9 protein-coding genes are annotated in these 20,051 nt (G+C 44.7%); all 9 read left to right on the top strand.

What is annotated here, in order from left to right; all coding sequences use genetic code 11:
• The first annotated feature begins 21 nt into the window (after nt 1–21).
• The 9 genes from ACUUHJ_RS15965 to ACUUHJ_RS15925 all read left to right on the top strand — a co-directional run bounded on the left by ACUUHJ_RS15965 (nt 22) and on the right by ACUUHJ_RS15925 (nt 20,032).
• The gene (locus tag ACUUHJ_RS15965; protein ID WP_472299324.1) at nt 22–4,305 is read left to right on the top strand and encodes a beta-ketoacyl synthase N-terminal-like domain-containing protein; all 4,284 of its coding nucleotides are present in this window, start codon (nt 22–24) and stop codon (nt 4,303–4,305) included.
• A gap of 32 nt (nt 4,306–4,337) precedes the next feature.
• Nucleotides 4,338–4,781, top strand: a complete 444-nt coding sequence (locus tag ACUUHJ_RS15960; protein ID WP_472299323.1) for a type II 3-dehydroquinate dehydratase — start codon at nt 4,338–4,340, stop codon at nt 4,779–4,781.
• A 25-nt stretch (nt 4,782–4,806) separates the two neighbouring features.
• Entirely contained in the window at nt 4,807–7,227 is a 2,421-nt protein-coding gene (locus ACUUHJ_RS15955; RefSeq protein ID WP_472299322.1) for an excinuclease ABC subunit UvrA, read from the top strand.
• A 58-nt stretch (nt 7,228–7,285) separates the two neighbouring features.
• On the top strand, nt 7,286–8,320 hold the full coding sequence (locus ACUUHJ_RS15950; RefSeq protein WP_253721082.1) for a hypothetical protein: 1,035 nt from the start codon (nt 7,286–7,288) through the stop codon (nt 8,318–8,320).
• Between the two features lie 43 nt (nt 8,321–8,363).
• Nucleotides 8,364–8,657 carry an acyl carrier protein gene (locus ACUUHJ_RS15945; protein ID WP_472299321.1) on the top strand — a complete coding sequence of 98 codons (294 nt, stop codon included), beginning with the start codon at nt 8,364–8,366 and terminating at the stop codon, nt 8,655–8,657.
• A 20-nt stretch (nt 8,658–8,677) separates the two neighbouring features.
• Nucleotides 8,678–9,643 carry an LLM class flavin-dependent oxidoreductase gene (locus ACUUHJ_RS15940; RefSeq protein WP_429820062.1) on the top strand — a complete coding sequence of 322 codons (966 nt, stop codon included), beginning with the start codon at nt 8,678–8,680 and terminating at the stop codon, nt 9,641–9,643.
• Between the two features lie 298 nt (nt 9,644–9,941).
• Nucleotides 9,942–10,166: a glycosyltransferase gene (locus ACUUHJ_RS15935; RefSeq protein WP_429820060.1), complete on the top strand. Its 225-nt coding sequence runs from the start codon at nt 9,942–9,944 to the stop codon at nt 10,164–10,166.
• Between the two features lie 646 nt (nt 10,167–10,812).
• Entirely contained in the window at nt 10,813–11,532 is a 720-nt protein-coding gene (locus tag ACUUHJ_RS15930; RefSeq protein WP_472299320.1) for a thioesterase II family protein, read from the top strand.
• A 97-nt stretch (nt 11,533–11,629) separates the two neighbouring features.
• On the top strand, nt 11,630–20,032 hold the full coding sequence (locus ACUUHJ_RS15925) for an SDR family NAD(P)-dependent oxidoreductase (RefSeq protein ID WP_472299319.1): 8,403 nt from the start codon (nt 11,630–11,632) through the stop codon (nt 20,030–20,032).
• Nucleotides 20,033–20,051: the final 19 nt, after the last annotated feature.

Genomic DNA, 20,051 nt, shown 5'->3' with positions numbered 1-20,051 from the left:
TTTTGTGAAAGGAAAATCGGAATGGAAAATGATCATGTTCTGAGTTCGAAAATTGCCATCATCGGAATGGCCGGAAAATTTCCACGAGCGGAAAATATTCAGCAATACTGGAACAACTTGATCGACGGCGTGGAAGGGATTCAATTTTTCACAAAAGAGGAATTGCTGGAGTCGGGAGTAGACGAGGCTCTGATCGATAGGCCAGATTATGTACGAGCTAGTGGTCGATTACAAGATATTGAATGGTTTGACGCAGCCTTTTTCCAATATACACCGAGAGAAACCGAAATTATTGATCCTCAGCAACGCTTGTTCCTGGAATACGCATGGAATGCTATGGAAGATGCTGGGCATAGCATATCTCAATTCGATGGAGCGGTTGGCGTTTTCGCTGGGATCGGGGCCAATAAATATTTGACCCAAGTGGTGAGTCGTACCGACTTGCTCCGCATTTTAGACCATCGACAAATCGAAGTGGCAAATGATAAGGATTTCTTGACTACACGGGTCTCTTACAAATTGAATTTGACGGGACCCAGTCTTTCCATTCAGACTGCTTGTTCTTCTTCTATGGTAAGTGTGCACTTGGCCTGCCAAAGCTTGCTGAACGGGGAGTGCGATATGGCTTTGGCAGGAGGCGTATCCATTCAGTTTCTGAGCAAGCATGGCTACCTGTACAAGCAGGGAGGCATCGAGTCTCCGGATGGACACTGCCGCTGTTTCGATGAAAAAGCAGAAGGAACGGTATTCGGTGATGGCGTTGGGGTGATTGTGCTCAAAAGGCTAGAAGAAGCGATTCAAGACAAGGATCATATCTACGCAGTCATTAGCGGTTCAGCGATTAACAATGACGGGGCAGGAAAAGTGGGATATACCGCTCCTGGATTTGAAGGGCAAATTCAAGTGATTTCCGAAGCGATGGAAGTTGCAGGCGTGACCCCCCACGATATCGGTTATCTGGAAGCGCATGGCACGGGGACGAAGTTGGGGGATCGGGTAGAGATTGCCGCACTCAAGGAAGTTTTCAAAGATCGAGACCTCGACGATCCATGCTATATAGGGTCTGTCAAAGCGAATATTGGACATTTAAACACTGCTTCCGGCATCGCAGGCTTAATCAAGGCAGTTCTCGCTATCAAACACGAGACGATCCCGCCATTGCTTCATCTTCAAAATCCAAATCCGCAGCTCGAATTGGAAAGAAGTCCATTTCAGTTGAATAAGAGCCCGGTGAAATGGAACGCGGTTATCAGGAAAAGAGTGGCAGGCGTCAGTTCTTTTGGGATCGGAGGGACAAATGCTCATGTGATTGTCGAAGAGGCCCCTGAGACTCGGTCCCAAGAAGAGAAGAAAGAGTGGAATTTACTTACGATTTCGGGGAAAACGAGTCAGGCCAGACAGCGAAACTATGAGAATATTTTGGCTTATCTCAAAGAAAATCCGGAAGCAGACGTATCTCAAGTAGCTTACACACTTCAAGCAGGCAGAGAGCACTTCGAGTTTCGCGGGATTGTGCTTTGCAATCATCAAGTGCAGAAGCCCAATACAATTGAGCTTCCGCTAGTTCTAACGGAGAAGGAAGAAGAACAGGAAGAAAAATCGGTTGTCTTCATATTTTCCGCTCAAGGGACCGAGTATGTAAATATGGCTCGTGACTTGTATCAGCTGATCCCATTCTTTCGGGAAACGATGGATCGAGGCTTTCGGCTGGTCGAGCGACTGTTTCATCTGGATATAAAAAAGAAGATGTACCCAGATAATCATAATCGGGATCAAGCGGAAATGATCCAGCATGATCCACTCCATGGAACAATTGCGCTATTCCTTCTTGAATACGCATTAGCGCAATTATGGCGGCATTGGGGAGTGGTACCAAAAGCAATGGCAGGGGATTGGCTAGGAGAATACGTGAGTGCGTGTCTGGCAAACGTCTTTGCTTGGGAAGACGCTTTGAAGCTGTTATTTTTCCGAGGGGATATTCACGAAGACATGGTCCTACGCAAACCGACCATCCCGTTTCTGTCGAATAGAAGCAACACGTGGATAACCGAGGAGCAAGCGACATCCCTCGACTATTGGCGAGAGCTGATCAACTTCTCTAATCAATTGTCTGCAGGCTTGACCATGTTAGCCAAAGTGAGAAAGCCTGTCTTTTTAGAAATTGGTCCAGGGAAAAAAGGATGTGAATTGCTGGCCGAGAATGAACACTTACAATCAGAGCCGTTACTGCATTCCTTTCTTGCTGAAAAAGACAGCGAAAGCGCCTATAAAACGATGCTTTACTCATTAGGGCGGTTGTGGCTGTATAAAACAAACGTCAACTGGAAAAATTTCCATACGTCACAGCACCCAAGACGGCTCTCTTTGCCAACCTACTCCTTTGAGAAACAATACTATTGGATTGACAGCGCCTTCGATTCCCATGTTGATACGCTTCATCAGGAAAAGCATTGTCCCCCATCCACGCTCTCGATAAAACAAGGGGACCAATTCGTCCAGCATGACGATGCCAGTTATACGCTAAATGCTTTCCAAATGCAACAACTGGAAAAGCTATTGGCTAGCTTTTCTCCTGACCCCTCACTCGTAAAGTTGGCACCACCCGCAATTGATTATCGAAAAGAGCAGCAGCCGCACGAACAAAAGTATGAAGACATTGCCTCTGTGTTGTGCAAAATTTTGGAGGAGCTACTAGGGAAAAGCCCGATAGGCATCCAAGATGACTTTTTTGATTTGGGTGGTGACTCGGTGATAGCCATCCAATTTGCTTCCCGTCTCAAAGAACTCCAGATCGAGATTTCCTCTGAATTACTCTTTGATTATCCGACTATGGAGGAATTGGCGAAGCAGATTCGCATGAAACGCGATAACCCTTCGTCCCCGGAAGTGATGCCGACAGAAGTCCCGGGCATTCAGTATTACTATGTGGACAAAGCTGATCAGGAAATTTTGATGAACGTAGTAAATGCAGCAGAAGTTGAAAGCGTCTATCCGCTTTCCTTCATGCAACTATTGGTCTTAAACCACAATATTATCCATGCACGACAAGGCACCGTCAATTTGCTGTCCTTTCCGATCGCAGAAGAGCTTCGTCTTGATCTTTTCGAGATGGCATGGCAAAAAGTAATCAACCGTCATTCTTTGTTGCGAACAGGTTTTATATGGAGAAGGATTTCGCATCCAGTTCAATTTGTCAAAAGGCATGTAGACGTATCGATAGACGTGCTGGATTGGACGGAGCTTTCCGAGGAGGACCAAAAGCTTGCTTTGACGGAATTCATTGCGATGGAACGACAAAAGAGCTTTAGCGTGGATGCGGTTCCGCAAATGCGTTTTCATCTTATCCAATACTGCAAGGCCGCCTATCAATTTGTATGGTCCTACCAAAATTCGCTTTTTGATGGATGGAGCATGAATATCATTCTGCAAGAAGTATGGGGAAACTATCATCTAGGCGAATCTCTTATCAGCCAACCAGATAGGCCCGCGACTCCGTTCCTGGAATATGTCAAATGGCAAAAAACAAAAGATGATCACGAAGCCAAACAATTTTGGACAGAGGAGCTACAACAGTTCCGTTATCAGGATCAACTTGTGCAAGCTCCCACGAGCAGTCAGAGTACCTTTGTCAGTGCTGTGAAAAGTGTTGATCTTGCACAGGACGAGGTCTATACTGTAAGAGAATTTACCAGAAAAAACCAAATAACGATAAATACGGTAGTCCTAGGAGCTTGGGGTTTGGCGCAAGCGCGGCTGTTGGAAAAGCATGATGTGATGATTGGAATGATTACATCGGGAAGAGTACCGGAAATCGATCAAATGGACAAAATGGTCGGATTGTTTACAAATAGCTTGCCAGTCCGGTTGATCTACGACGAGGCAGACCACATCAGAGAGTGGTTTGTGGCATTGCAAAAAAAGCTGGTGAAAATCAGACGTTACGAGCACATTACTTTGCAGCAAATCACCTATTGGTCGCAGATTCCGCTTGATTTTTTACAGACGGTGATCAATACACGAAGCTTGGTTTATACCCAATCTCCTTTTCAGACGAGCCAGGCTTCCGAACTTGGGGAGCAAAAGCATTTGCAGGGTGACAGTGTCGGTCAGCTTCACCTTCCGCTGCGTATTTTTGTTAACCCGGGAGAGGAACGCTTAACGATCCGAGCGGAATACGACAGTAACCAATTTGCCCATGATGTTATCACGCAACTCCTGCAGGAAGTAAAGCGTCTGGTAGTTACCATCCCAAAAGCTGATGCGATGCAAGATTTGTGGATACCGTCAAAAAATCAATTTTATTAGGGCACATGCCTGGCGGGAGACTGATCAACGATATGAAGATTGCCATTGTAAATGGACCGAATATGAATCTGATCGGGATGCGGGAAACACAATTTTATGGGGCAGTCACGTGGAAGCAAATCGAAGACAGACTACGTGAGCTGGCTGACGAATTACAAGTCGATGTCCTCTTTTTTCAATCCAACCATGAAGGTGAAATTACAGACTTTATTCAGCAACACCTACACGACCTTGATGGCGTGGTCTTGAATCCTGCGGGCTATTCCAAAACCGGATACTCCATACTGGATGCTTTGACCTCCATCGGTATTCCCTATATCGAGGTGCATATGTCCAACATTTTTGAAAGAGGCGGTTGGCATGCGGAATCGATTTTTTTCGAAAACGCCATCGGACATGTGATCGGCTTGAAGGCCAACGTTTATGAGTTGGGCTTGCGAGGCATCAGTCAGTACGTACAGGAAAAACAAACATAGAACAGCAGGAAGGAATGGGGAACTGGTGCAAATTGAAGTCTACAACGCAAAGCTTCACAACTTAAAAAACATTACAACAACGATTCCCAAACATCAGTTCATCGTAGTCACAGGAGTTAGCGGCTCAGGAAAATCAAGTTTTATTTTCGACACCTTGCATCATGAAGGGCAGCGAATTTATTTGGAGGCGCTGGGTATTGCGCATGATGTCCTGCACTATGATTCATTTGACATGATTCAAGGGCTAAGTCCGACGATTGCCGTGCAACAGAGGACCGTGAGCAATCTGAATCCGCGATCGGTTGTAGGCTCAGTCACGCGTATTCTTAACTTGCTGGCTATCATTTATGCCCAAGAGGGACAACGAGCAGGCGAAGTCGCCGATCCGCAAAAACCAAGTGAATATGTACCAGGCATCTTTATGTTTAACTCCCCCCATGGTTCCTGCCCAACATGCGGGGGGAGAGGATACGTTTCTGAGGTAAACATCGAAAAAATTTTGCCGCCTGCCAATGAAACGATTGAACGCTGGCATCAGTTCGCCTACCAATTTCCCCAACCAAAAAAAGAGGAAAAGGAGTACGTTTCCAAAAGGCTGGAAAATTTCACGAAACACTTTGGGTTGAGCCCGGATACTCTTTTTATAGAATTATCGCGTGAAGCCAAGGAAACGTTCTTGCATTATCGACCAAAGCGGACGCAAAGCAAGGGTCACCTGATCTTTTATGGGGTCAGTGTAGTCATTGAGGAAAAGTTGAAAAAGATCAACACGCAGCAAATAGCAGACCTTCAGACAACGCGACCGTGCACCCGGTGCGCGGGGTTTCGGTTAGGAAAGCAAGCACTCTCGATCACCATCAATAACAAGCATATCGGCCAGCTTTGCCAAATGAATGTTGGGGAGTTGATGACATTTTTCCAGCATTATCTGGCAGCGAGGCCACATACCCCCTTTATTACCCATTTGATCAATGAGATCCTCCGTAAACTGAATTGTCTCGAGACAGTAGGCTTGTCCTATTTGAACCTGTATCGAGAAATCCCGACACTTAGCGGAGGGGAGACCCAGAGACTGCACATTATGTCTCATTTATCAGCAAAGGTCGATTCAATCATCTATATTTTTGATGAGCCGACCGCTGGCTTGCACGAAAAGGAAAAAGAAAAGATTATCGAAAGCTTTCATCGATTAAAGCAACAGGAAAATACGGTTATTGTCGTAGAGCATGACGAAAGCGTGATCAAGCATGCCGACTACATTATGGACTTTGGGCCTTTGGCCGGACAACTAGGCGGTTCGATTGTTTATCAAGGAAACTACTCCGACTTTCTTGATTCGACTAATTCGATAACGGCTCAGTATTTGCGCGAGAAAAAGCATCCTCGTAAAGAATATACTAGCCGTGTGGATACGCCCGCCTCTACATTGTCGATCAAGAATGCGCGCACGAATAATCTGAAAAACATCGACGTCTCTATTCCGTTGCATGCCATCGTAGGTGTCAGTGGCTTATCAGGTAGTGGCAAAAGCTCCTTGGTAATTGATACGCTCATTCCCAAACTTCAGGCCTCCTTGAAAGCAAAAGCGACCAAACAAAAGACAGTAATGGAAGATGAAGACGAGCACGAAAACGATTTCGTACATACGCATGCCGATGCCAAATTGGAAGGCGCCGAAAATATTGATGGATGCATTGTGGTCACACAAAAGCTGGCACGACGTCATGAGAATTCTTGTGTAGCAACGTTCTTAGGCGTGTGGGATCATATTCGGCATATTTTTTCCACACAGGAGGAGGCAATCGCCCTTCAGTTCACGCGCAGCTCTTTTTCATTTAACTCGACAGGCTCATGCACAGTTTGCAATGGTCACGGCTACATAAAAAGATGGCTGGGTCAACTTGTGTTTAGCGACCAATGTCTAGCTTGCCAAGGGAAAAGATTCAAGCCTGAAGTGATGAAGGTACGGTACAAAGAACGCACGATTTCCGACATATTAGAGATGTCCATCTCTGAAGCGCACGAATTTTTCCGCGATCACGCTAAAATTAGCAAGATGCTGGGCACGATTGAAGAGCTGGGTATGGGATATATCCTCATTGGGCAGAGCCTCACTACGTTAAGCGGGGGAGAAGCACAGCGATTAAAATTGGCCAGAGAGCTGGGAAAAGGCAGCAAGGGAAGCTACCTGTACATTTTGGATGAACCGACTGTTGGACTCAGTTATTATGACACCGAAAAGTTACTGGTCATTCTGGGCAAATTGGTAGAGAACGGGCATTCAGTCTTGCTCATTGAGCACGATCCTTACGTGCTCGCTTATTGCGACTATCTCATAGAGCTTGGCCCCGGTGCAGGAAACAAAGGGGGAGAGGTGATCGCGAAAGGATCACCTGAGGAGATCAAACAGCTAACTTGCTCCATGATCGGTCCTTTTTTGGAATAGAAGGAAGAGTTTATTCGTGTAGGTTTGATTTGATCCTAATTCGATACGAAAAGAGGAGATGCTTGTGGAGAGTGTAATGCTGCCAGTTGTGCAACCGCCCATTTTCGGCTATCAATTTTTTGCCTTTCCTCTGTGTATTGTATTAAAGGACGAAAGAAGCCTGCCTTGGTTATACAGCAATTTCATCCAGGTCTGCTTCGACAAGCGCCCGAACCCACCTGTCCCGTTTACTTTTTACATCCATGACTACAAGTTGAATCCATGGCTTCACGTTGAACATTTTGAGAGAGGCACGATAAGCATCGTCCAAAGGAATATCGTAGATTTTGTTCGCGATTGTCTTTTGGACGGCTACTATGTTTACCTCAATGTAGATGAGTATTACATCCCAGAGCGCAAAGTCTATCAAAAAAGTAATCTCTCTCACGATGTACTCATACATGGGGTCGATCTTCAGGAGAATACCTTTCAGTTGCTTGGCTTTACGGATAAAGAGACGTTTGCTTCGACGAGTGTGTCCTTCCGAAACTTTGAACTGGCTTACGACAGCATAGACCAGATTGATCACCAGACGGTTTGCAATCGCATTTATTTGTATAAATACAAGGAATCGGGAGAGTATGATTTTGATTTGACATTGGTTCAGGAAACGCTAGAAGAGTATCTGTATTCAAAAAATACCTCAACACGATTTCGCATGGTTTCCAAGCCTTGGAACCATTGTGCCTACGGCTTGGAAACATATCAGTGCCTGCAAGACTATTACCAGCACCTGCTCGAGGGAAAGACCCATTTTGATGTTCGTCACGTTCACACCTTGTGGGAGCACAAAAGATTGATGGTATCCCGCATCAAATATATGCAGGAAAACACTAGCTACCTGAATTCGTCCCATCAGATTTATGAGGGTTATTCAGAAATAGAGCGTAAAGCGCGAAATACGCGCAATCTTATGCTGAAATTTTATATGCAGCAGGAAGAAGAAACCCTTCATAAAATCATGAGATACCTTGATGAAATAGCCGCTCAGGAAGCAATGGTGATGGAAAAGCTTTTGACGTTGTTGCGCAGACACGAACCGAAGTTGCTTTAAACCTTCGTGTTTCTTCAATCTTTTTATAAAGGAGGAAATTTGTATGATAACCAAAAACGAAATCGAAGAAAAATTGGTGAGCATCTACATGAAACAGATGCAAGAGCTTCAAATTAGTCCGGATAACTTGCAACAAAGCGGGATTGATTTCTCGTCCCAGGAAATCCGCTTACAAGATGTCGGAATTAACTCGCTTGGATTTATTCGACTGGTGGTTGCGGTTGAAAATGAATTTGGATTTCAGTTTGAAGATGACATGCTGAATGTCGAACTTTTTCAAACCATCCAAGAATTGATTACGTATATAGATGGGAAAGTAAAGCAGCAATCTATTTAATTTGGAAGGTGGGAATGTATATGAAGTTTTATGCAGATTTACCGATGTGGCTTCATTATAATGACAAGAATCAACTCCACCTCATTCACGAATCCGCAAAATTATTAGAGGAGAATGGGTTTGCAGGGTCCCTGCTTTTTTATCAGCATACTACGCTTGATCCATGGATTGTTGCCACTGGCACCTTACAAGCTACAAACAATCATCTGCCGATCATCGCATTGCAGCCAAATACAATTCCTCCGTTCTCCGCTGCCAAAATGATACATTCGCTAGTCCACTTGTACGGGCGCAAAGTAGCGCTAAATTTAATACCTGGTCAATCGCCATCCGAGCTTAGCCAAGTCAATGATACTGTACCGGCCGAGGAACGCTTCGATCGCTTAGTGGAATACATAGAGATATTGCGGTCATTACTTCAGTCAAATGACCCTTTAACATACAGAGGCAAATACTACACGTACAATGAGTTGCAAGTCTTTGCGCAAGTGGATGAGGATTTGAGACCGATTATTTTTATGCCAGGGGCCTCCTCCTTATTTCAAAAAGCTGCCCTCCAATCGGTTGATGTAGCTATTCAATTAGCAAGTCCCATCTCTCAGCTTGTCAAAAGCTTTGACATTCTTTATGACTCGCATGTGGAATTATGTTGTCGACTTGGCATTATCGCACGTCCAACGTCTCAGGAAGCCATCGAAGTGGCAAAAGAGGAAGTCCCCATGCGATTTATGCAGATTGTGAAGAAGCAGGGAAGAGCGGCAGGATTTTATACAGAAGAAGAAGAGCGTATCTATTTTCCTACCGAACAAGGCAAGGCTTTTCGCGGGCCATTATTGGTTGGCTCCTACGATGAGGTAGCAAGTTATTTTCGGAGGTACAAGGACCTCGGGATTAAACATATCATTTTTAGTTGCATTCGTTCGGTTGAAGATCTGCAGCACGTAAAAGAGGTATTAAATCGAGCAGAGATGGTCGGGATGACCTAGCCTACAAAACGGCAATAGAAACGGGAACATGGTAAAGGAGCTAGAAAGACATGGCGATTTATAGAGAGCATGGTTTAGGAACGATACGCCAATCTGCTACCACAAAGAAGATATAAGTGAAAATGACATCGTGGTATTCCCCGAGTTCAGCGTTCCATTCCTTCCACAAAAATTTCTAGTCAGAAATAAAGTGATTTTTAACCAAGGTTGTTATCACACGTTCAATAATCTTCCGCTTCCAGTCGTATTATTAAGAAATAGGTTATCGTCCTATTACCACAAAGAAGAAGTTATCTATATGCTGAAAATCAGAGATGCTTTAAAAGGGTGGGAACTTACCCCTATTTACGAAAAGCCTCATAAAGAAGTAGCGAGAATCCTCAGAGAAGCATCCATTTTCTTAAGCTTCGGAACGCAAGAAGGATTTTACTTGCCCGCGGCTGAAGCGATGGCGTGTGGTTGTATCGTGATTGGGTACAGTGGTTTGGTTTGTAGAGAGTATTTTCAACCAGATTTTAGTTAGCCCATATCGAATGGGGATGTTTTACAGTTCGCACTTGTAGTCGAACGGGCTATCGAGCAGTTTAATAAATCCAACGATATTTTTATGGAAAAGTCAATCAAAGCTAGCAACTATATTCAAAAGAACTACTCACTCGATAAAGAAGAAAAGAGTATAGTAGAAGCTTGGAATCAGATTCTTTCATTAATTAGTGTACGTGATTCGTATCCACATTCGTACTCACATCCTTCATCCCCATTTCAATGATGTTGTATTGTGTGAGAAATAGAAACAGTCCGTCAATTGCATTGACAAGGGTGAAAGCGTGGGGTAGTATATTTGTAAGCTTTCCAGATAAAAGAAATTTTGTTATTTTGAGATAGATAAGATGCGCGGAGATTTTAGAAAGGTAATTTTATTCGGTAAAGTTATCTTTCTAAAATTTGTTTGTCATGAAACCTTTCCTGCCAGAAGGAATGCATGGGAAAGTTTTTTTATCCTCCTTAATAACAACCTGATGCATTTTATTGAAGCTTAGGCACATTAGAATAAGTCAGGGGTCATACGACATGAAGTAGTGTATACGCCTTCGATACACGAAATGGCGAAGCTATGCCCTTCAAGACGGTTTATTACTACAAGTGGTTTGAATAAAGGGGAAAACGCAGTGGAAAACAACAACAGCTCTGATTACATGAAGTTATTTTGCTTGCCCTACGCAGGTGGTTCGGCCACTGTTTTTAGCAAGTGGAGACGAGAGCTGGACCCAAGAATTGAGCTGCTTCCGGTAGAGTTGGCGGGGAGAGGAAGGCGTTTTAAAGAACCGTTCTACCCTTCCTTGCCCGACGGTGTAAAAGACGTTTCCTCCTACATAATGGAGCAGATTGGAGACAGCGAGTATTCGTTGTTTGGGCACAGTATGGGATCTCTTTACATCTGTGAGCTTATGAAACAAATACGAAAAAATGGCTGGAGAAAGCCGCGGCATCTATTTTTATCTGGCATGTATCCTCCACATATTCGGGACAAAAAAAAGATCCATCATTTGCCGGATGAAGAATTCATACAGGAAATCATACAGCTTGGCGGTACCCCCAAAGAAGTAGCAGAGAACAAAGAGCTTATGGAAATTTTCACTCCTGTCCTGAGGGGTGATTATAAAAATGTAGAAGAGTATTTTTTGGTGGCAGATCAAGATACTTGGGATATCGATATGACTGTCCTGACGGGAGATGATGATAACCTCGTAACTTTGGATGATATTAACCAGTGGAGAAAATATACGAGCCAATCATGTACGATCGTAACTCTCCAGGGTGGACACTTCTTTATCAATGAGGAAGAAGAAAAGGTTATCGATATTATTAATAAAACGCTAACTGCATAAGACGTGTACTGTAAGTAGCTAACCCTTGCCAATAATTGGTCGAGAGTTAGCTTTTTTCTGCTGTATACAAATTTGAAAAGGGAAATGGGAGTTTATCATGGGGTATAAATATGACGATCAGACGTATACAGGGTTAGAGATTGCTGTCGTTGGCATGGATTGTAAATTTCCAAAAGCCGAGGATGTCCACCAATTTTGGGACAATCTCAAGAATGGAGTCGAAGGGGTATCTTTCTTTTCGGATGAGGAAATGATTCAATCCGGAATCGATCCAGCTCTATGCAACGATCCGAATTATGTGAAAGCAAAAGGGTATCTGGAAGGGATAGACTATTTTGATTCTACCTTCTTTGATTATACTCCCCGTGAAGCAACCGTACTGGACCCGCAAATTAGAGTTTTTCACGAAGTGGTAATGAACGCCTTGGAAAATGCGGGCTATAATCCTGAAACGTACAAGGGACAAATCGGTCTGTACGCAGGAAGTACCGAAAATGTGAATTGGCTGCTGAGACAGTTGCTGGTTGATGAGAACCCCACTTTCAATTTAAGCTTTCGCGAGTATTTATGTACGTCCATTTCCTACAAATTAAAGTTGAAGGGTCCAAGCGTCTCCGTACTAAGCGCATGCTCAACGTCATTGGTTGCGGTTCATCTCGCCAGCCAGGCATTATTAAACGGCGAATGCAGCATAGCGATTGCGGGCGGCGTACACATTTCCCTTCCGTCCAAAAAAGGCTATTACTATTCCGATGATCTCATTTACTCGCCCGATGGTCATTGTCGGGCGTTTGATGTCTCTTCGACAGGAACGCTCGTTAGTGACGGAGCAGGAGTCGTCGTCTTGAAAACATTGCAGGACGCGATAAAAGACCAGGACCATATTTATGCCATTATAAAAGGATCGGCGATCAATAACGACGGGCATCGCAAAGCGGGTTTTTCCGCGCCTAGTATTCCGGGACAAAAAGAAGTCATCGAGGCAGCTCTCCATATGGCGGAGGTAGATGCGGAATCAATCACGATGCTGGAAGCTCATGGGACAGGGACCAAGATCGGTGATGCCATCGAAGTGGAAGCTCTCAAAAGAGCGTATCAAACGAATAAAAAAGCATACTGCGCCATCGGTTCGGTTAAATCAAGTATTGGGCATCTGAATGAAGCGGCTGGTATTGCAGGCTTGATCAAAACGATTCTTTCGTTGGCAAACAGGCAAATTCCGCCGTCTCTTCATGTTTTGAACCCGAATCCTAAAATAGAGTTTGAGAATACTCCTTTTTTTGTAAATCATTCTTTGATGGATTGGCATACGACAGATCATCCTCGACGAGCAGCAGTCAGCTCCTTTGGAATTGGCGGAACGAATGCACATGTAATCCTTGAGGAAGCGCCAATGCTTGAAAAGCAAACGGCCACGGATGAACCTCAATTGTTTGTCTTTTCTGCCAAAACAGAAACCGCTTTGCAGCAGCAGATCAACCGCTTCAAAAACCACTTGAAACAACAGCCTGATCTTGACCTGCGCGATGCGGCTTATACGCTTCAGGTAGGGAGATTGGCTTTGTCAAATCGTTTTTATTTGATTGCCGAAAGCTTCCAGGAGCTTTTCCATCAGTTAGATACGAAAAAGCTTTGGGTCAGAACACCGGAAAAAGGGGGAAAATCTATCCTCTACCTCATTCCGGAAATTTCCGGAGATCTACAAAGCGTTCAATTGGCCCTCTCGTTATACCAAAAGCATCGGCTGTTTCGAGAGGAAGTCACGCAATGCCTCAGCAAAATAGGTTCGAACAGTAAGGTCGATTTACGCCAATTGTTCGATCCAGGTGAAAAAGGGAGTCTGCAACTTCAAGCGATTCATTTTCTTTTTGCTTATGCTTTTGCAAAAGTAATGTCTACTTACCATGAGCAACCCTTTGGCATACTTGGCTTCAAAAGTGGAAATTTGGTAGCCGCCACTCTAGCGGAAGCCGTGGCTATCGAGCATTCGTTTGCGGCATTCATGGATAATGAGATCACAGCGATTACGGAAAACCAGATTCGCCAGCCTCGGATTCCCATGTTTTCTCCTGTAAATGGCGAAAAGCTTTTCAGAGAACAATTGAAGGACCGAACTTTTTGGAGTACAGTACTGAATACTTCGCATTCAATACCAAAAGGGGTTTTCACTCTCTTCCAAACCCCGAAGATGGTGGTGGCTTTCCTAGGAAATAAACAAAATGGAATTGGTGATCACACAGATTTGCCCATCCACGAGTGGATTTCTTTATGTACGAGTAGCATGGAAGACAGACCCTCGGAAGCCTTTGTTTTGAAATGGATCGGGGAATTATGGAGTTCGGGAGTAAGCATCCATTGGGAAGCTTTACATAAAAAGGGGGCTAAAGGACGCATCCCTTTGCCTACTTATCCTTTTGAGCGGAATCGCTACTTTTTGGATGATGACCCGGTACAGATCGGGAAAACTTTCCTGCAACAGGTCAAGGAACAATCATTGGTCCAAAAGGGCGTATCAGATTGGTATTACGTGCCGACATGGAAAAGAGGTGCTCTTTCCAGTTTGCCTACTGGGAAAACGAAACAGCGATCAGCTATCATTTTCCATGATGTAGAGCTGAATGCGACGATTTTGGAAGCGTGCAAACGGCATTATAAAGAGCCGTTTTTTGTAGCACGCGGGTGTCCTCCTGTCTCTGAGGCGGATAACGGTTATCTGTTAGGAGAAACGAGTAAAAGAGGCTTCAGCGATATTTTACAAGCATACTATCAGAAAACCAAAAACGAACCGGATGCGATCCTCTACTTTTCCCTTTTCCAGGATGATTTCATGGAAGAGGATCAGATGCAGGCCGAACGTATACTGGAAGAAACTTATTATGGCTTTCTGCATCTCGTCCAGGCACTAGATGAAATCAAAGGCTCTACGGCGATTCAACTCTCTGTCGTTGCGAATCGTCTTTTTGACGTGCTTGGCGATGAAGAGATTAACCCTTGGAAAGCAACATTGCTGGGTTTAGTCCGTGGCATTCCATTGGAATTTCCTGATAGGAACTGCCAGTTGATTGATATTTCTGGCCAGGAGCAGCTAGTCGCCTCTGGAATGGTCGAGACGCTTTTGCGCGAAATGGAAGGTAGTCAAGAGGACCTGTTTGCTTTGCGAGGAAAATCAAAATGGCTTCATCTCTATGAGCGTACATCTTTGGAAACCTATTCAACCCTGAAGCTTATAGACGGGGGCACTTACCTGATTTCTGGGGGTACAGGTGGAATTGGATTGGAGTTGGCCGCTTATATCGCCAGTCACTGTAAGTCCAGTATTATTCTGCTTGGACGATCATTCTTTCCTGCGAAGGATGAGTGGGGGAAATGGCTCCGAGATCACGGAAAGCAAGACCCCATCTCAGCCAAGATCAAACGGATTCAGGAGATCGAACGAAGCGGCGCACAAATTTACGTCTACCAGGCGGATGTTTCTGATTTCTCTGCTCTTTCCTCGACTCTGTATCGTGCTCAGGAGGAAGTTGGCCCCGTTCAAGGTGTGATTCATGCGGCAGGACTTCCGGGCAGCGGCCTTATCCAGCAGATAAGCAAGGAGACGATGCACCAGGTCATCATGTCCAAGACAATGGGATGCATCAACTTAAATCGACTTCTGCGGGAAAACAACTTGGACTTTTTCGTGCTGTGCTCGTCTATCAGTACGATTTCCCCGATTATCGGGCAGTCTGATTATAATGCCGCCAATGCCTTTTTAGATGCGTATGCCGAGTATTGTAACCGGGAAGGGAAGCAGGCAATCACCAATGTGAAATGGGATGTTTGGAAAAATGTAGGGATGGCGGTACAGTCTGGGTTATCGACCGCTCCTAGAAAAGAGCTTGAACATCCACTCTTTGAATACCGTTTTCAGGCGGGTGACAAAGAACTGTTCTATTCAAAACTAAGTCTGCATCGTCACTGGGTCTTGCAGGATCATCGTACCAATGAACATGGAGTACTATCAGGAACGACATTGCTTGAAATGGTTCGGGAAGCCGCTGATAACAGTATGCTGAAAAAGCCTTATCTCCTCCGACAAGTGCATTTCCACACGCCGATAACCGTGCGCGAGGAAGAGGAAAAAGAAGTCTTGCTCCTTTTCACTAAAAACAAGGAAAGCTATGACTTTATCATATACAGTCGTTTTCAGCATGACGAGCATACGTGGATTCCTCATGTTACCGGCACAATTGAAGCTACCCAGCAGTCTGCGAGCACGATGGATGTGGAAGCTTTGAAGGAAAGCTGTGGAGACAAGCATGTGCTGTTTACCGAAGCGGATCATCAAAAGCATGGAGGATATCTGAATTTCGGGAAGAGATGGCGCAATATTCGCGAAGTCATGGCGGGGTCAGATGAAGGGGTAGCCATCATTGAGTTGCCTGAAACGTATCAAGCCGATCTGGACGATTATCATCTGCATCCCGGTATGCTGGATACAGCGACAAGCTTTTTGCTCGGCTTTCTCAATAAACAGAAGATGTTTATTCCCTTGTCCTACGAATCAATTGCCGTCTATGGCAAAATGCCGCGCTGCATATACAGCTACAGCAAATATTTGGACAGCCGTTTTCCGCAGGAGGACTTGGCGAGTTTCGATATTCAGATCATGGATGAGTTTGGAAATGTGATCATTGATATCCGCAACTATACCGTAATCGCGATATCCGAATCTGTTGCAGACCGGATCAGTGACGGAAAAAAGCAAAGCATACAGATTAATCTAGATAAATGGATGAACGCTGATGCTCACGGGGACGATTCCAGCCCGATCGGAATCTTGCCGGAAGAGGGGCGTGAAATATTTGGAAAAATACTGACGTCTGGTGTTTCCAACCTGATCATTTCTACGATCGACATTGAAACCCGTTTACGCAAAAGCCATCACAGCACGGCTAATGGATGGAACGGATATGAACAGTCAGTAAGCAAAAAGATTCAGGCAAAACGACCATCATTGTCTGTAGAGTATGTTCCTCCCCAAACGGATATCGAAAAAGCGCTGTGTGCCATTTATGAAAACTATTTAGGAATGGCTCCTATTGGTATCGCAGATGACTTTTTTGAGCTGGGTGGAGATTCTCTCAAGGCGATACATGTTAGCACGAACATCAGAAAACAGTTTGATAGCAATATCACGTTGACGGATTTATTCCAGTATAAAACGATCAAAAACGTAGCTGAATTCATCAAAAGCAATAACCAAGTCGGACAATATCAAATAGCACCCGCCGAGGTTCAACCACACTACAAGACATCGCTTGCACAAAGACGCATCTTTTTCTTACAGGGCCTGATGCCAGATACGGTGGGGTACAATGAATCGACTGCCGTTTTGCTGGAAGGGCCGATTCATCTTAGAAAAATTGAAGAGATATTTGCCAAAATGATTGAGCGGCACGAAAGCTTACGCACTTCGTTTCAGGTACTGGAAGGTGAGATTGTCCAAATTGTACACCCCCGTATTGACTTCGAAGTGATTTGCTTGGAGTCCAATGAACATTCGGTTGAGCAAGATCTCGAGAAGTTTATTCAACCGTTCGATCTGGCGAGGGCGCCTCTTTTCCGGGTCGGATTAATCAAAATTGGAGAACAAAAGAGTATTCTGGCAGTGGACATCCATCATATTATTTCGGATGGAACATCCATTAGCTTATTGGTGAAAGATTTTTCTGAATTGTACAGGAACGTTTCGCTTCCTCCATTGAACGTCCAGTATAAGGATTACGCGGAGTGGCAATACGACTTTTCACGGTCAACCGCTTATCGGGCACAAGAGGCCTATTGGTTGAATAAGTTGGGGGGAGCATTGCCTGTCCTGCAGTTGCCGTCGGACTTCCCTCGCCCGGCATCCCTTAGTTTCCATGGTGATCGGATTAGTCTGGAGCTTGATCAACAATTGAGTGAGGGAATCAAGAAGTTTTCTCAGGAGAATCAGGTCACCTGGTTTATGACGATGTTGGCTGCGTATTATGCATGGCTGGCGAGACTCAGTGGGGACTCGGATATCCTGGTAGGAATTCCGCAAGCAGGCCGAAACCATGATGAGCTGAAAGAGATCGTAGGCATGTTTGTCAATTCCCTTGTTCTGCGTAATAAGCCAGAGAGGGAGAAAAGCTTCCTTGAATTGCTTCACGAAGTAAAAGCGAGTTTATTGGAAGCGTTGGAAAATCAGGATTTTCAAATCGAACAGATATTTGATCAACTAGATTTTAAGCGTGACCCAAGCCGTACATTCTTATATGATACGATCTTCAATTACCAGAGCATGAAGAATCAGACGGAAAGTGAAGGAACGTATTACGAGGACATAAAGTTATCGGCCTACCCGGTCACGGTAAAAACAACAAAAGCGGATCTGAATATTCATTTATACGAAACTGCCGCAGGGATTTATCTGGAATGTTACTACAGGACGGACTTGTTCAAGCAGGAGACAGTCCAATACATGTTTACCGAGTACCGCAAATTGCTTGAATGCATCATCCAAAAACCCAACCTGCAGATTGGCGAATTGCCAATATTGAAACAGAGCGAGGGCTTGCACAGGGAGAATGGTGTTGTGCCGCTTTGCAAGTACCAGCCCTTTTCTTTCAAGGAGTCTACTGCCGCTCTTGTAAAACGGTTTGAAGAGCAGGTTGCCACCTATCCGAATCATATCGCTGTCAAACATAACTTCGATACTTTGGAATATGGACAGCTCAATGCAAAAGTAAATCAGATTGCCCGAAAAATTTTAGAGCACTGCTCTCCAGAAAGCGTACAAACACCAGTTGCCCTTTTATTTGGGAACACACTCGAAATGGTAGTTGCCTTGATGGGTGCGTTGAAGGCAGGGGTTCCGTTCGTGCCGCTGGATCGAAGTGCTCCAATTGAGCGGTTGGCTTATATGATCGGCGATGCGCAATCGAGCATTCTTTTGACCGATTCGGAAAACATAATCTTGGCTGGTGAAGTTGTAATGAAGATCAACCAGGAAATCCAAACGATCAATTTGACTGACGGAACCAGTAACATTTCAGAAGAGAATTTGGATCTAAGCATAGAAGGCGAAGAAATTGCATTTATCCTCTATACTTCCGGCTCGACAGGAAGACCGAAGGGGGTCATGCAGAGCTATCAAAACGTCTATTACTATCTCTCGCAGTTCACCCAGGTATTGAAGGTCCATCAGCGTGATCATATCGCATTGTTGACATCGTACAGTCATGCGATCGGCATCTTGGATATATTGGGAAGCTTGTTAAATGGGGCTACTTTGCATCTCTATGACATCAAGCTGGACGGTAGTATGACGCGATTCGCCAATTGGTTAAATCAGGAACGAATTACATTGTTCCACTCCGTTCCATCCGTGTTCCGCTTTTTTATGAAGAACCTGGATGACGGCATACGGCTTCCTCATATTCGCATGGTTTTATTAGGAGGAGAGGTCGTGTCCGGCACGGATTTTGAGTTGTACAAACAAAAACACGCGGATGACTGCTTGTTTGTCAATTTCCTGGGTTGTTCGGAATTGATGGTCATTTCGTTTTTCATCATGAACAAGGATATGGCAGTCCATCCTGCAAAAATTCCAGCCGGGTATGTCGTCGATGGCATAAATTTGCGCATACTTAACGAAAACAACCAGGAAGTGAGTATTTACGAAGCCGGACAACTCTACTATCAAAGCGAGTACCTCACTCCTGGGTACTGGAACCGCGCAGAAGAAACAGAGAAGGCTTTTGCATACGATTTGCAAACAGGTAAGGGTCGATTGTTCCGAAGCGGAGACTACGGCAGATTATTGCCAGATGGTTGCTTGGAATACAACGGCAGAAACGATTCCCAGTTGAAAATCAGAGGCTACAGGGTTGATTTGAATGAAGTAGAAAGCGTCATCGATGGATTGGATTGTATGGTAAAGAGTGTTGTTAAATCAACCGAGGATGCGAACAACGAACCGGTCATCGTTTCTTACTACGTATTGAAGGAACACGTATCAGAGAAAGAGATCATCGGCATGGTGAAGGAATTATTACCGAGCTACCTTGTTCCGCAATATTGGATGGAATTGCAATCGTTTGCCATGGTCGGACCGAATAAAATCGACCGCAGTGCTTTGCCAGCCTTGAATGTCAACACGCCAAAGAGCTCCCGTACGGCTCCACCGCAAAATCGCATGGAAGAACTGCTCCTAAAAATATGGCAAGAAACATTAGGAAAAGAGCAGCTCGGAGTAGACGATGGATTTTTTGAGGTTGGTGGTCACTCGTTGATGTTGATGCAAGTTCAAAACAATCTGGAGAAGGAACTGCAAACAACGATTGAGATGGCCGATTTGTTCAAATATCCAACCATACGTTCGTTGGCTTTGTTTTTACAAGACAAGCAGCATAACAAAAATGATTATTTGCAGCAAAGCATGCAGCGGGGCGAGCTTAGAAAAAGCCTGCGCCAGCAACGGGGAAAACGGTAAAAGGCCATCGGGGAGACAG

The sequence above is a fragment of the Brevibacillus schisleri genome, from assembly GCF_055685845.1.
The sequence above is the reverse complement of the archived record's forward strand: the minus strand, read 5'-3'. Positions and strand labels throughout refer to the sequence as shown.